This is a genomic window from Paenibacillus sp. FSL H7-0331 (assembly GCF_001956045.1).
In genome coordinates this window covers 198449-213060 of sequence record NZ_MRTH01000005.1, presented here as the reverse complement: position 1 = coordinate 213060, position 14612 = coordinate 198449, and the positions used below count along the sequence as shown (strand labels likewise).

The window sequence follows — 14612 nt, the reverse complement described above, 5'->3', positions numbered from 1 at the left end:
CAATGAAAACAACCACATGTCGCTGAAGCGAGGTGTGGTTGTTTATTTTTATTTGTGTGCCTTTCCACGGTACTGTAATTTTGCCTTAAAATCATGACAACCATTCTCGTTGTAATAGAGAGTAACAGCGTTGATCAACGTATTCTCCATGAAAGGAAGCATATCCACGTAAAATACCATCCTCGTTAAAACCAAGCTTTTTTAATAAAAGCATCGATGGTTCAGCATCCAGGTTGGTAAATGCTTCTATCCGATTGAATTCCATCGTTTCAAAACCAAAAGCAATGACGCTTTTTAAAACTTCCGTCATGTAACCTTGCCGCCAATACTTTTTGCCCAAATCATAACCAATTTCTCCACGGGAACCTCGATGGGTTTCCCAACCGTTGTATCCACAAGTACCTACCAGGGTATTATTCTCTTTTAATATAATTCCCCATCTGAAGGCTTTATTTTGATGAAACAAGTTGTTCATAAATGTTATTAAACCTTCTGCCTGCTGAATACTGGTGAATGGATCCTCCCCCATATCTTTTGTAACATCACCATCCGAAAATATTTCAAATACGGTAGGTGCATCTTCAAGCGTCATTTGACGCAATACAAAGCGTTCAGTCTCCAATAACGGGAACGTCTCCAAATTCAATTGAAATCACAACCTTTCTTTATAACAGGTAAAGGAATCGTCTTAAAAGCGTCATACCTTCTTGAAACCAGTTTATTGTAATCGAAGGGTGAGAACAACGGATTTATTATTTATATCTAAACGTTCTGAAGGCTTTTCTTATTGTATTTAATTGAAAACTCAATTTATTGGAACATATTGACACAACTATTGAATGAGTGTACTATTGTGGTAGTACACTAGTTTTGTATCTTTTGCATTTTTAGGGGGAACTGCAGTTGAAGGTTTGGTGGAGTTTGTTCAAGAAGGAGTTGGCCTTCGGTACAAGATGGTCAGGGCCTATATGGATTTATTTAAGCGTTGTATTAATTTTGGGGGGCTTATCCGTCTTTTTCTCATATCGCTTTCAATCTGGATTGTTTAGTAATTTATGGCTGTTTATTATGTATCTCCATTTTTTTGCTCCCGCCGCATATATGTTGATAAGCTTGAGAAAGGAACGTAAGCTGGACCCCTTTTGGTTGCAATTGCCATTACCTGGCTGGAAGCTGTTAGCGGCGAAGTATGCAGCTGCATTAGTTGAATTCATTTCTGGCTTATTGGTTTCAACCGCTTTTTTCTTATGGGTGCAAGCTGTTGAAAAATCTGGAGTTGTATGGTTAAGCGGGGAAGAGAATCGAATTGAAATTAATGTTGAAGCTCAGAAAATATTGGGCGTATTCAATAGTTTTAATATTTCCCTTGTTATGGAGTTTATCTCCATATCCTTTGCGCTGGCGATTACATTAGTACTGCTGTATCTTACTGCTTCTGCGTTAAGAAACCGATTTGGACGCTGGAACTGGCCTCTGGCTGTATTGTTCCTTCTAGCCGTTTCAACCTTGGAATATTTCTTTGAGCAAACTGCCGTATATCGTTATCTTTTCCACTGGGGTAATCCGTCTGTCGACGGGGCAGGAAGCTTATTCAACTCTTTTGGTGAACAACTGTGGGTATGGTTGAATATGGCGGTATGTTTGTACTTATCGGCATGGCTCTTGGATCGCAAAGTGGAGGTGTAGGGTATGGTTGAACAATTTTCGAACACACAACCGATTTATTTGCAACTGGTGCAGCGTATATGCCGACAAATTGTTCGACGGGAGGTACAACCTGGTGAGAAATTACCCTCTGTACGTGATCTGGCGGTCATATATGGAGTAAATCCAAATACCGTACAACGAGTGAATATGGAGTTAGAACGGATGAAAATTGTTGAAAGTCGAAGGGGACAGGGTATCTACGTGACAGAAGACAGCTCAAGGCTAGCTTTGTTGAGAGAGCAGCTGAAGGAAGAGCAAATTACTCGTTTTGCAGATGAGATGAGGCAATTGGGCTATTCCGAAAAGGAAATAATTGCTGGGGTAAAGGCATTTTTGGAAAGTAAAAACAAGTAGACTTACTAAGTGGAGGAGGGGTTCAGATGGGCATAGAAACTGCGAAGTCAGAGCCTATTATCATTTTTGATCAAGTGGAGAAAAGGTTCTTCGGTAAAATAGCTATAGATAAGGTGAGCTTTACCATTCCAAGAGGTGAAATAATTGGGGTTATAGGGAGAAACGGCAGCGGTAAATCCACCGTTCTTAAATTAATGGCCGGATTGCAAAAACCGAGTGCGGGTCGTGTGCTGCTGAATGGCCGCGCCCCGGAGCGACTAAGCTCTAGAGAGGTTGCTTTTTTGCCGGAGGCTGATGTGTATTATCCGTTCCATACTGTGAAAAAAGCACTGCAATTCTACGATGAGATGTTTGAAGATTTTGATGGGGATAAGGCGTTAGAGGTGGTTCAAACCTTTCAATTGGATATAGAGCAGAAAGCCTCTCAATTATCGAAAGGACAACGCGCCCGATTGAAATTAGCATTGACTCTAGCACGACAGGTGCCTTTAATAGTGATGGATGAGCCGTTATCAGGCCTGGACCCCTTGGTACGAGAGGATATTATCCGCAGCGTTATAGCATTAATCGATCCACAGAAACAGACTTTGGTTATGACTACTCATGAGGTAGATGAGATTGAATCCTTGTTGGATAGAGTAATGCTGATTAACGATGGAAGACTAGTTGGTTATGAAGAGGTCAGTCGAATTCATGGTGAATATAACGTTGGATTAGTTGAATGGATGAAGAGAAAAGTATAAGAGGAACTTATAGCTATAATTAATTTTATATATATATATAGCTCATTTCAATGGGGAGGAAGCATCAATGGGACGAAAGGGATGGGCCTGGTTAATTGTAGGCGTATTATTTGTAAGCTTGGTAGTAATTCTTATTACGAAGTCTGACTCGCTAATGAGTGGGAATGTAATGGGAGGTAAGCAAAAGTGGAATGAAGAAACCGTTCAAGGTAAAGGCAATGATAAAGTAGTCCAGCTGTTTGTAGAAGGTGCTATTACTGAAAAAAGCGGGAGCTTCTCAAGCGGTTTAAATGCAGGCAGCTACATTACCCAGCTGGAGCAGGCTCGCAAGGATAAAGATGTAAAAGCTGTTGTGATCCGGGTAAACAGTCCGGGGGGAGAGGTAGTAGCTTCAGACGAGATTCATTCCAAAATTGTGGAGCTGAAGGAAAGCGGGAAGCCGGTTATTGTGAGTATGGGCTCGATGGCTGCTTCAGGAGGTTATTATATCTCGGCTCCAGCAGATTATATATTTGCTAATCCTGCAACTTTAACAGGCAGTTTGGGCGTTATTTTCTCTATAGCCAATTATGAGAAAGCAGCTGAGTGGCTTGGTTACAAGGAAAATACAATCACAAGTGGCGCATACAAAGATATCGCAAGTCCACTTCGGGAGATGAAACCAGAAGAGAGAGAAATATTTCAAAAGCTGGTAGATGAGAGTTATCAACAGTTCGTTACAGTTATTGAAAAAGGGCGTAAGCTGCCGCGAGAGACGGTACTGAAGCTTGCAGACGGACGTATCTATTCAGGGCAACAAGCTAAAGCCTTAGGTCTGATCGACGCATTCGGAACTATGGAGGTAGCTACTGCCTATGCATCAGAAAAAACAGGAATTGCCAATCCAAAGGTGGTCCGTTATGTAAAGGAGCCCTCTTTATCGGATTTATTCGGCGGTGCGATGAATCAATCGGCATCTCCTGCGGCGCAGGTGTTGCAAGAAGTACTACCAGAAGTATCCATAGGTCCTCGACTTATGTACCTTTTTAAATATTAATTTCTTAGAGGGAGTGAAGAGGGATGGAAAGCGAAACAAGATCAGAACCATTATATTCAGGGGGGAAAACTTCTTATTCAGAAACCATTGGCACTGAAAGAAGATACGCAGGGTTCTGGATTCGATGCGGGGCTACTCTGTTGGATGGAGTTTGTTTACAAACCGTATTCATTATTGTTCATTTATTACTTGGCTACAGTTTACTGGAGCCACCGTCTGCTGTTTCTTTGATCGAGTCGTTACTAGCCGGCGTTTATTATATTGTAATGACTGTGATCTGGGGACAAACCTTAGGCAAGATGGCTACAGGCATCAAAGTCATTCGTAATGATGGAACTCCAAATACTTGGGGAATCATTATTTTAAGAGAGACTATCGGTAAATTTGTATCCAGTATTATTCTATGTGTCGGTTATATGATGGCAGGCTGGGATGGTAAAAAACGTGCACTTCATGATAGGATGTTTGCAACTCGTGTAGTGAAGGTAAATAAATAATTTTATATAGTTGGAAATGAGAAGAGCCTTGGCCGCTGAGTAAAATGGCGGAAAGGCTCTTTTTGGATATAGGTCGCGTCTCCATCCTATGTATAAAAGTCCGTTGAACAAGTTGATGCAAAAGCGGGCGGATCACGCCTCAGAGATTATGCTATTCTAAATCTCTTCCTGCGATTCGTACATTTTAATCAAAAATGCAGTCCCCTGCCCAAGTTCACTTGTGACTTCTATCGAGCCTTGATGCCGATCGATAATTTTTTTGACGGTAGCCATCCCAATTCCGTTGCCTTCATAACCTTTGGCATTATCGAGCCTTTTGAAGGCGGTGAAGATGTGGGGAATATCCTCGCTTCTCATCCCGATACCGTTATCCTCAATCAGCACCGTAAAAGCGCCATCCTCTTCATTGTCTACCAGCGAGATCTGGATAATCGGCGTGACTTCAGTGCGATGGTATTTAATGCCATTACCTATAATATTTTGAAATAACTGATACATTTGTGTCGCATCCGCTTGAATGATCGGCAATGTATGGCTGACAATGATCTGACCCTTGTTCTGTTCAATGGTACTGCTTAAATCCGTGATCACATGGTTGATAACCTCATTAAGATCCACTTCGGTATAAGAGGAGGCATTGGCATTTAATTGTGCGTAAGACAGCAAATCCGTGATCAGATGGTTCATCCTCTCTGCCGTCACCGAAATTTTCGAAATATATCCCTGTCCCTTCATACTCAATTCCGAGCTGTGTCGGGCGAGTAGAAGCTCACTGAGACCCGTAATCACATTCAATGGATTTTTGAGATCGTGGGAAACGACCTGAGCAAATTCCATCAAGCTCTCATTGCTTCGCTTCAGTTCGGTTTGCATCGATTCCAGCTCGATCTTCCTCAGGTTCAATTCCAGGAATACCCGTACTTTGCTTAACAAAATATCCGGATTTACCGGCTTGAACAAATAATCGACGGCGCCACTCTCGTAGCCTTTGAATACACTTTGGTCCTCCGTATCGCTGGCCGTTACAAAAATGATCGGAATCTGGCTCGTCTCGTCGTTACTGCGCAGCAGCTCTGCGAGCTCGAATCCATCCATCTCCGGCATATTGACATCCAATAAAATAAGCGCAAAATCATGCCTGAGCGTAAACGATAACGCTTCATTGCCTGATTCAACGATGAATATCTCACAATCCAGCACGCGTAATATTTTTTGCATCGCAATTAAATTTTCCTTGCGGTCATCGACTACCAATATTTTTAATGTTTGGCTTTTATCATTTCGACTGTTCATAGGCTCCTCCTCATTGTATTCATTATGAATCATCGGTTGGAAGGCTGCAGCTCCAGCAGGTATTTCCCAATTTCGTCCAAGGCTAAAATATGATCGACCTTGACCACACTCATTGCCGCGAGCGGCATAATATTGTACTCCGCTGTTGCCGGGTCCTGTATGATGGCCTGACCTCCGTTCATCTTAATGTTACGCAGCCCCTCACTGCCATCGCGATTAGCTCCCGTTAGAACGATGCCGAGACACTTCTCTTGAAAAACAAATGCAGCACTATCAAATAGCACATCAATCGATGGACGGGAATAATTCACCTTGGGGTCCATCGAAAGACTAAACATGCGTTCATCCTCAATCAGCAGGTGATAGCCGGGTGGGGCCACATAAACATAACCGGGACGGATCGCTTCTTTATCTGCCGCTTCTTTGACACAGATGCTGACCTGTTCATTCAAATAATCGACAAGAAAGCTGTCGCTGCCCTCTAGCAGATGCTGAACAATGATGACGGGGAGGTGATAATCCGCCGGGAGATAAGCCAGTATGGTTACCAAAGCCTTAAGTCCCCCTGCAGATACACCAACAACGACTGCTTCCAATTGATTCATAACCTTGTGACTTCCTTTCCAGGTGTCTGATCAAGCTACTTAGGTAATTGCTTTCGAAAAATTCTCCACTTGCATGAAAGCGTCTCAAAATCTGAATGAATATCTGAAAATTCGATCGATTCCTTGCTGCCGATACACAAAAATCCGCGAGAAACGAGACTGCTGTTAAAAAGACGAAAGACCTGATTTTGCAGCTGCTTATCAAAATAGATCAGCACATTACGGCAAACGATCAAATGCATCTCGCCAAAGGCTTGATCCGTAGCCAAATTGTGCTGGGAGAACACAATATTCCTTTTTAAATCCTCGTTGATTTTACCCATCTGATATTTGGCATGGTAGTAATCTGAAAAGGAGGACTTGCCTCCGCTTTTTTGATAATTTGAAGTAAACTTACGAATGTTCTCCAGAGAATAAATGCCTTCCTGGGCAATGTGCAGTGACTCCTGATTAATATCGGTTGCGTAGATCTGAACACGATCATAGAAGCCTTCTTCTTCAAGCAAGATCGCCATCGAATATACCTCTTCACCAGTCGCACATCCGGCATGCCAGATTTTCACGAAAGGATACGTCATGAGCAGCGGGATAACCTGCTTGCGCAGCTCCGCAAAAAACTCCGGGTCCCTGAACATTTCGGTAACGGTCACCGATAAATCCAACAGCAGTTGGTTGGTAAAAGCTTCATCATACAGCACCTTTGGAATCATATCGGAAATGTACGTCAGGCCATTTTTTTGTTTGATATAGTGCAATCTTCTCATCAAGGAGGAACGGGCATAATTGCGAAAATCATACCCGTGCCGCAGAAAGATCGCATCCAGGAGAAGATCGATCTCGATCTTTTCCGATATTTTGTCGCTCATTGTTATTGAAAGAGCCATACTCTGATTAATGACAATAATTTGTCGGTATCCACAGGCTTGGTCATATAATCGTTGGCTCCCCTTTCTATACATTTTTCCCGATCACCCGTCATCGCCTTGGCGGTCAGCGCAATGATGGGAAGCGATTGAAACTTCGGTATTTCACGTATTCGGCTGATCGCTTCATAGCCGTCCATCACGGGCATCATAATATCCATAATGACGAGCTCTATGCCATTCTCGCTGTCCAGCTTGTCCAAAGCCAGCTTACCGTTATCGGCCATGATCACTTCCAGCCCGTGTTTCTTCAAAATCTTGGACAAGGCAAATGTGTTCCGAAGATCATCATCCACAAGCAGCACTTTACGCCCTTTCAGCGTCTCATCGGAGTCACGCACCATCCGAATCATTTCCTTCTGCTCTGGAGGCAGTAGCTTATGGATGCTATGCAGGAATAACGATACCTCGTCCAATAAACGGTCTGAAGAATTAACGCCTTTAATGACAATGCTGTCCGTAAAGCGATTCAGCTCCTTAAATTCCTCCTGGCTGAGCTCTTTACCCGTGTTGATAATGATTGGAGGCACCGGGTTCTCCATATCCTTGACCAGTTCCTGCAGCATCTCAAATCCCGTCATATCCGGCAGCGTCAGGTCCAGAATCACACAATCAAAAGTCTCAGCCCGCATCCGCTCCAGACCTTCCTTGCCGGTATACACACTATGAATTTCGACCTTCTTATGTTTCAACAGCTCACGGATTGCCTTTTGATTGTTGTAATCATCTTCAACGACCAGCACCTGCTGGATACGTTCGTGCAGCACATTTTCAATTTTGGCAAATACGGTATCAAAGTCGTCCGAATCCAAAGGCTTGGACAGAAAACCGATGGCTCCACGCTGCAAGGAATCCGAGTTTTTATCTCTTCCCGAAATAATGTGAACCGGAATATGGCGGGTTTCATTGTGATATTTCAAATGGTCCAATACCTTTAGTCCATCCATATCGGGAAGGCCTAGATCGAGCAAAATCGCACTTGGGATATACTGTTTGGCAATTTGCAGGGCACTGAAGCCATCACCTGCTGCCAAACATTTGAAACCTTTTTTTCGTGACATATCCATCATGATTTTCGCAAACTGACGATCATCCTCAACGATCAAAATCGTTTTTTCCTGAACCGGAATTTGCAGCAGCTCGCGGTCATCAGGCAAAAACACTTTGATTTGCGGTACAAAATCATCCTCAAGTGCACTGGCTGCCTGCGTCTCACTGCTTGGTAGCTCGGACTCTGGTACCGCACTTCGGATCGCAGGTTGGCTGCGTGCTTCCAAAACCTCCACACTTGGTATAACCGCCCCACTCAGTGGCAGGTACAAGGTGAAGGTGCTTCCCTTACCTTCCTTACTCTGCATATGAATCTCGCCGCCCAGCAGCTTGGCGAGTTCTCTGGATATCGTTAACCCGAGACCTGTTCCCCCATATTTGCGGCTCGTTGTACCATCGGCCTGCTGGAACGCCTCGAATATCGCTTTTTGCTTATTGGCAGGAATTCCGATTCCGGTATCTGTGACCGATAAGGCAAGAACTCCGTTGGCGGACAGATCGCTGTTGTGATAGGAAGCCTGAGTGTCTGCCAGTGCGATCCTTAGCGTAACCGAACCGGAAGAAGTGAATTTGAGCGCATTGGACAGCAGGTTTTTCAAAATTTGCTCGGCTCGCTGCCCGTCCGTAATGATTTTATTCGGAACGTTGTTCTCACGAATCAGCTCAAACTGCAGACCTCTTTCTTTGGCAACAGGATTAAATTGAATCTGCAGCGATTGAAGCACCGTATCGATCGTGACTTCTTCTTGCTGAACGTCTAATTTGCCTGCTTCCACCTTGGACAAATCCAGAATATCATTAATCAGCCTTAGCAGATCCAGACCTCCGCTGTGAATAATCTTAGCTGACTCAATCTGGTCATCGGACAAATTGTTCTCATCGTTGGCAGCTAACGATTTGGCCAAAATGAGCAAGCTGTTCAGCGGCGTGCGCAGCTCATGCGACATATTGGCGAGGAATTCGGATTTATATTTGCTCGCCAGCTCCAGCTCTTTTGCCTTTTCTTCCAATTCCTGCTTGGATAATTGAATGAATTGATTTTGCTTCTCAATTCCGGCTTTCTGCAGCTCCAGGTAATTCGATTTCTCTTCCAATTCCTCGTTAATCGCCTGCAGTTCTTCGCTTTGGATCCTCATCTTGTCCTCGGATTGCTTGAGCATCCGGGTCTGCTCCTCCAGCTCTTCATTCGCAGTTCGCAATTCCTCCTGCTGGGTTTGAAGCTCTTCGGTCAGCAGCTGGGATTCATGCAGCAATTGCTCGGTACGCTGACGGCTGTTCACACTATGAATCACAACTCCCAGTGATGCAGCCAACTGCTCCAGCAGGTCATGCTCAATGGCGGTGAAAGCTCTGAATGAGGCAAGCTCGATTACCGCGAGCACTTCATCCTCGAAGAGGATAGGAAGCACCATAATTTGCAGTGGCTTATGCTCCCCAAGTCCCGAGTTAATCTGGATATAATCAGCGGGCACATCCGTTAGCAATATCGGTTTTTTTTCAAGAATGCTTTGGCCCACTAACCCTTCTCCCGACTGGATCCGGTTCGATATGCTTTTTCTTTCTTTATGCGCATAGCTGCCGAGCAGTACATATTCGCCGTAATACGGGTCGTTTTTATTCGTTTCTTTCACATAAAATACACCCTGACCCGCCTTGACCAGCTTTGATATTTCCGAAATAAGCTCATTGACCAGCTGCTGCAGACTAATCACACCTTGGGCCATACCTGTAATGTGGGCTAGCTGTGTTTTGAGCCAGAATTGCTGTTCATTTTGCTCAGTCGTATGCTTTAAAGAAGCAAGCATCCTGATCAAGGCTACGCTCAGTTGATCGCGGTCTGAACGCGGAACAATCGTTTGCTCATATTCGCCCAAAGAAATCCGATCTGCCTGCGTAATAACCTCACGATAACTAAGTACCATCTGGTTAAAAGCATTCATGAGTTCGCCGAATTCATCTTTGGAGTCTACATGAAGATGTACATCCGTCTCACCCAGTAATATCAGCTCCGTCGAATTCTTGAGAGTGCGAATTTGCCCAACCATCATTCTTGAAATCACGACAATGACCAGAACGGAGACAACAATAATAATAATATTTAAAATAATGGCATTAATTAATGATTTTGTCGTATTTTTTCGAATCGTATCCATCGTTTGCAGCAATTCTTTGGAAAGTCCGTCTTCGACCTGCTTGAGCAGATCAATACGATCCGTGGAAACTGCGTACCATCTCTCAGGATCGATACCAAGCGTCTTACCAGGCTCAAGCTTCAGGATCTGTTGAATATACCGATTGGCTTCGTCAATGGAAGGACCTTTGATCGTGTTCTGATACAAGCTGCGTGCATCAGCGGTCGCAGACGTCGCGGACACCGTATAATAAAGCTTCTGCTCGTTCTCCAGTAGATTGATCTGGGTCACATCACTGAGCTCAAGGCTTCTTTCTGTAAGGGCGCTGTAGATCACCGCCCTCTCCTTGCTGACCGCAGACTTGCTGCGGGAGAATTGAATATAGGAGGACAGCATATTGGAAATTTGTTTGTTCGAGCCTGATTGATTCATATTTTCCATCATTGTAAAAAAACTGCCGACAACATCTATGTAATAGGCCTGCGCCTCGGTATCCTTGATTTTATCCTGATCGATCTGGGTGCGAAGAGCCGTAATTTTATCAAGCTTCGCTACCGTATCCGAGAAGTCCTTATAAAACTTTTCCCCCAGGATATCCGAATCCGTCGCGCGCAGCTGCTGCTGGATCGCGATGATTTTCTCATCCGTCGGCTTGCGCTGTGCTATCAGCATATTGAGGCGGTTAACGGTTTTATCCCCGTAGTATCCGGTGACGAGACCACGTTCCTTCTGAAATTCATGAATTAAATCATTCATGGAAACCTCGGCCGTAACCAACACCTGAAGCTTGTTAATCTCAGACAATTCATTCACTTTTTCATAAATCGTATTGACAGAGAAGTACAACAGCCCAAGCATGGGAAGTACGATCATGAAGAGCAACTTGCTATTTATTCGTGCATTCTTAATCCATTGCATGCGGTTCGTCCTCTCTTATTGGCGATCTGATGTCCACCACTAATAACTACTGAATATTATATTATTGATAGGTAACATAATCCATCCTTTTTCGACAGGTCGATGAAATTAACCAAATTAGGTCACACCATTGGATTAACATCGATTCGATCGATTTCACCAAGAAATCGCTATTATTGTAATAAGCGGTCATATATAATAAAATAAAGTAACCTAACGTTGATTAGGAGAGCTACATGTTAGTTACCTTTATAAGGGGTGGATGTCCGATGACGGCAAGTAAAATAAAAACAGCCGCTCTGCGCTTGTTTGCGCAAAACGGCTATGATGCAGCACCCTTATCCGAGATTGCCAAAGAGGTAGGAATCAAGACACCTTCCCTGTATGCTCATTTCCCCAGCAAAGATGATTTGTTCCGGGCTGTATTCGAAGATGTGCTGAGCGAGCAGCAGCAGCGTATTAAAGCCCTTATTAACGAAATTCGTGACGACTCGGTCCACGATCAGTTGTTTGGTATCTGGCAGGATACATGCCGGACGTATTTGTTAAGTGAAATCAACATGACCTTTATAAAAAGAGCTATGCTCTTTCCGCCCATCACTTTACAGGAGGAGCTGAGAGCCCGGTTTACTGCATCCGAGAACACGCTGTCGACGGCGTTGACCCATATTTTTGCAGAAGGCATGCGGCAAGGCATCATTCGCAGCGAGCAAATCACAGATTTGATTGCCTCCTATTATTGCATGCTGGATGGTGCTTTTATTCAGCAATTTTACTATTTGCCTGATCACTTTGAGCAGCGGATGCATAGCGTCTGGCGGATGTACTGGCAGGGTATTTCAACCATTCAGCCTTAAACTCGTGAGCTGCCAGGCTCGGATTGATGCTAGCTTAATGCTGCCTTTTCGAACTGGGTCCGATACAGTCGCGCATACAAGCCGTCCTGATCCAGCAGCTCGGTATGGCGCCCCGACTCCAGCACACGTCCAGCCTCAAGCACGATGATCCGATCCGCCGCCAAAATCGTTGACAGCCGGTGGGCAATCACGAGCGTCGTGCGTCCGTGCATTAAGGAATCCAGCGCCGTCTGTACATAAGCCTCTGATTCGGAGTCCAGATGCGAGGTAGCTTCATCCAGCACAAGAATGCGCGGATTCTTGAGAATCGCTCTGGCAATAGCCAGACGCTGCCTTTCTCCACCTGACAGCCGATGACCACGTTCTCCAACCATCGTATCATAGCCATTTGGCATTGCCGCAATCGTCTCATGAATATAAGCTTGCCGACAGGCCTTCTCCAATTCTTCATCTGTTGCGTCAAGCTTGGCAAACAACAAATTATCACGAACCGACGCATGGAACAGGAATGATTCCTGTGTAACGAAGGCCACCTGCTCGCGCAGCGATGACAATGTGACGGACGCAGCATTATGACCATCAATCGTCACAATCCCTTCAGTCGGATCGTACAATCTGGCCAGCATGCCGATCAGTGTCGACTTTCCGGCACCACTTGGCCCTACTATAGCTACAACCTCGCCCGGAAGCGCTGTAAAGGTAACCTCCTGCAATGCATATTGACCTGGCTGATAGGCATACGAAACATGGTGAAACCCAACCTGCCCCTGTACGGAAGACAGCGCCTTCGCCCCAGTCAAATCTTTAACATCAGGCTCCATATCCTCGTATTCGAATATCCGCTGAAAAACGCCAAGTGCCGTCTGAACCTCCACCTGAAGATTCAACAGCGTGCCAATCGGACCGTACAATCGTCCCAAATAAGCAGCAAAAGCTACGATACCGCCTATCGTCATCGATCCCTCGACCACATTCCAACCACCGTACAAATATATCAATGCCGTGCCGAGCGGTCCCAATACACCGAGCACCATCCCATACCACCGACCGACCAGATTGAGCTTCAGCTCCAAATCCATAACCCGCTGGTTCAGCACGTCAAAATCCTGCTCCTGCTTGCGTTCCTGCTGGAAAATCCTTGTTAATAATGCACCGGATACACCAAAAATTTCCCCAAGCTGGGATGACATCTCGCCGCGTACCCGCTGCGTTTCGCCCCGCAGCCGCTTGCGAATCTGAGATACCTTACGAACAGGCAATATAAATAAGGGTAAAATAACCGTAGCCAATATCGCCAGGCGCCAATCCAATACGAATAAAATAACGATCGTCGTGATCACAATAACACCCTGTGTGACAGCTGATACAACGAGGGTTGTCACTACATTTTGCACCGCTAGCACATCGCCAGTTAGCCGCTGAATAATCTCCCCTGACTTGGCGTCCGTGAAGAAGCTCATGGACTGCCGTTGTAAATTGGCAAACAACGAGCGTCTTAAATCGCGCATCACGCCCTGACCGACTTTGGTGTTCTGGTGATTTTGCCATACACTGAGTAAGCCGCTGCTCACAGGCAGCAGCACCATCAATCCGATCAATTCGATCAGTTTCCTTTTGTCACCCTGTGGGATCGCTGTATCTATAATTTCCTTCATCACGAGCGGCGGTATAAGTCCAATTAATGCGGCACCTAATGCCAGTAAAATAATAATGACCAGTTGCACACGGTATCCGCGAAACAAGCCGTAAATCCGCCGCAGCGATACTTCCTTCAAGGTGGCTTTACCTCTGCTTTGTAAGGTTTGCTTGCTTCCACCTTCCCAGCCGCCTCCACCTTCTCTCATGCTCATCCTAATTCTCCCTCCGCTGTTAACCCTGCAGCCGACTCCAATGGAAATACGTCCATGATGCTGGCTGTGATTTCCTTGGCCATTGTCATAATCCGATACAACGAGGTACCCTGCAAGATCGCATATTGATTCCCTTCATTATGATTAACAATAGCGGCAATTGAATAATTTCCTACAGGCGGCAGCATCCGCCCCACCGACTTGCCAGGCTCCATCGGCTGATTGGACACCTGATAGCTGGTTATGGAAGAAGACTGCCCGAGACAGGCATCGATAGCGATAAATGATTTACCGGATTTCATCAGCGGCAGGCTGGTCAGTCGATGAATCATATTGCTTGCATCCAGCGGGAATTCCAAGGTACCCAGCACCTGGGTATAGCCCGCCTCCTCCAGCATCGTGCCTACCAGCGGACCGAGCGAATCCCCAGTCGAACGGTCAGTACCGATGCATAGAAACACCAGATCCTCCGTCCTTACCCCGCTCCTCCGTATGGAAAGCATAAATTCGCCAAGCTCGGGTCCCTTGATTCTTTTACGTATGATCGGGAATGCCTCTTTCATCAGACTCCTCCTAGCGGTTGCTCTTATACAATCATGAATGTATTTATTGTAGCACAAAAATTATGAGATGGCTCTGATCCATTT

The 14612-nt window shown here is 45.2% G+C and carries 13 protein-coding genes; 6 read left to right on the top strand and 7 right to left on the bottom strand.

Annotated elements, in window-relative coordinates:
* Positions 1 to 91: 91 nt before the first annotated feature.
* The gene (locus tag BK127_RS09600) at positions 92 to 622 is read right to left on the bottom strand and encodes a GNAT family N-acetyltransferase (RefSeq protein ID WP_256711240.1); all 531 of its coding nucleotides are present in this window, start codon (positions 620 to 622) and stop codon (positions 92 to 94) included.
* Positions 623 to 903: 281 nt separating this feature from the next.
* Between BK127_RS09600 and BK127_RS09595 the strand changes: the two genes are divergently transcribed.
* From BK127_RS09595 to BK127_RS09575, 5 genes are all read left to right on the top strand, one after another.
* Positions 904 to 1686, top strand: coding sequence for a hypothetical protein (locus BK127_RS09595; RefSeq protein WP_076229814.1), 783 nt, complete (start codon positions 904 to 906; stop codon positions 1684 to 1686).
* Positions 1687 to 1689: 3 nt separating this feature from the next.
* On the top strand, positions 1690 to 2061 hold the full coding sequence (locus tag BK127_RS09590) for a GntR family transcriptional regulator (protein WP_076229813.1): 372 nt from the start codon (positions 1690 to 1692) through the stop codon (positions 2059 to 2061).
* 26 nt (positions 2062 to 2087) lie between these two features.
* Positions 2088 to 2804, top strand: a complete 717-nt coding sequence (locus BK127_RS09585) for an ABC transporter ATP-binding protein (RefSeq protein ID WP_076229812.1) — start codon at positions 2088 to 2090, stop codon at positions 2802 to 2804.
* Positions 2805 to 2871: 67 nt separating this feature from the next.
* The gene (gene sppA, locus BK127_RS09580) at positions 2872 to 3840 is read left to right on the top strand and encodes a signal peptide peptidase SppA (RefSeq protein ID WP_076229811.1); all 969 of its coding nucleotides are present in this window, start codon (positions 2872 to 2874) and stop codon (positions 3838 to 3840) included.
* 23 nt (positions 3841 to 3863) lie between these two features.
* Positions 3864 to 4337, top strand: a complete 474-nt coding sequence (locus tag BK127_RS09575) for an RDD family protein (protein WP_076229810.1) — start codon at positions 3864 to 3866, stop codon at positions 4335 to 4337.
* Between the two features lie 156 nt (positions 4338 to 4493).
* Here BK127_RS09575 and BK127_RS09570 read toward each other — a convergent pair whose 3' ends face one another.
* The 4 genes from BK127_RS09570 to BK127_RS09555 are packed head-to-tail and all read right to left on the bottom strand — an operon-like array spanning position 4494 to position 11258.
* Positions 4494 to 5630, bottom strand: a complete 1137-nt coding sequence (locus tag BK127_RS09570; RefSeq protein WP_076229949.1) for a sensor histidine kinase — start codon at positions 5628 to 5630, stop codon at positions 4494 to 4496.
* A gap of 29 nt (positions 5631 to 5659) precedes the next feature.
* Positions 5660 to 6235 (bottom strand): chemotaxis protein CheB, encoded by a 576-nt coding sequence (locus BK127_RS09565; protein WP_076229809.1) that lies wholly within the window; start codon positions 6233 to 6235, stop codon positions 5660 to 5662.
* Positions 6236 to 6270: 35 nt separating this feature from the next.
* Positions 6271 to 7101 carry a CheR family methyltransferase gene (locus tag BK127_RS09560; RefSeq protein WP_076229808.1) on the bottom strand — a complete coding sequence of 277 codons (831 nt, stop codon included), beginning with the start codon at positions 7099 to 7101 and terminating at the stop codon, positions 6271 to 6273.
* A gap of 2 nt (positions 7102 to 7103) precedes the next feature.
* Positions 7104 to 11258, bottom strand: coding sequence for a response regulator (locus BK127_RS09555; protein ID WP_076229807.1), 4155 nt, complete (start codon positions 11256 to 11258; stop codon positions 7104 to 7106).
* Positions 11259 to 11527: 269 nt separating this feature from the next.
* Here BK127_RS09555 and BK127_RS09550 point away from each other — a divergent pair, with 269 nt between their 5' ends.
* On the top strand, positions 11528 to 12115 hold the full coding sequence (locus BK127_RS09550; RefSeq protein WP_076229806.1) for a TetR/AcrR family transcriptional regulator: 588 nt from the start codon (positions 11528 to 11530) through the stop codon (positions 12113 to 12115).
* Between the two features lie 29 nt (positions 12116 to 12144).
* On the opposite strand, the gene BK127_RS09545 is transcribed toward BK127_RS09550, so the two are convergent.
* Positions 12145 to 13965 carry an ABC transporter ATP-binding protein gene (locus BK127_RS09545; RefSeq protein WP_256711239.1) on the bottom strand — a complete coding sequence of 607 codons (1821 nt, stop codon included), beginning with the start codon at positions 13963 to 13965 and terminating at the stop codon, positions 12145 to 12147.
* Entirely contained in the window at positions 13962 to 14528 is a 567-nt protein-coding gene (gene yyaC / locus BK127_RS09540) for a spore protease YyaC (RefSeq protein ID WP_076229805.1), read from the bottom strand. The genes BK127_RS09545 and yyaC overlap by 4 nt, the downstream gene beginning before the upstream one ends.
* Between the last annotated feature and the right edge of the window lie 84 nt (positions 14529 to 14612).

Bases quoted from the DNA above. Each gene is read 5' to 3' on its own strand.
- BK127_RS09570 (WP_076229949.1), bottom strand. From the start codon at position 5,630: ATGAACAGTCGAAATGATAAAAGCCAAACATTAAAAATATTGGTAGTC.
- BK127_RS09585 (WP_076229812.1), top strand. From the start codon at position 2,088: ATGGGCATAGAAACTGCGAAGTCAGAGCCTATTATCATTTTTGATCAA.
- BK127_RS09590 (WP_076229813.1), top strand. From the start codon at position 1,690: ATGGTTGAACAATTTTCGAACACACAACCGATTTATTTGCAACTGGTG.
- BK127_RS09560 (WP_076229808.1), bottom strand. From the start codon at position 7,101: ATGAGCGACAAAATATCGGAAAAGATCGAGATCGATCTTCTCCTGGAT.
- BK127_RS09575 (WP_076229810.1), top strand. From the start codon at position 3,864: ATGGAAAGCGAAACAAGATCAGAACCATTATATTCAGGGGGGAAAACT.
- sppA (WP_076229811.1), top strand. From the start codon at position 2,872: ATGGGACGAAAGGGATGGGCCTGGTTAATTGTAGGCGTATTATTTGTA.
- yyaC (WP_076229805.1), bottom strand. From the start codon at position 14,528: ATGAAAGAGGCATTCCCGATCATACGTAAAAGAATCAAGGGACCCGAG.
- BK127_RS09565 (WP_076229809.1), bottom strand. From the start codon at position 6,235: ATGAATCAATTGGAAGCAGTCGTTGTTGGTGTATCTGCAGGGGGACTT.
- BK127_RS09550 (WP_076229806.1), top strand. From the start codon at position 11,528: ATGACGGCAAGTAAAATAAAAACAGCCGCTCTGCGCTTGTTTGCGCAA.
- BK127_RS09545 (WP_256711239.1), bottom strand. From the start codon at position 13,965: ATGAGCATGAGAGAAGGTGGAGGCGGCTGGGAAGGTGGAAGCAAGCAA.
- BK127_RS09555 (WP_076229807.1), bottom strand. From the start codon at position 11,258: ATGCAATGGATTAAGAATGCACGAATAAATAGCAAGTTGCTCTTCATG.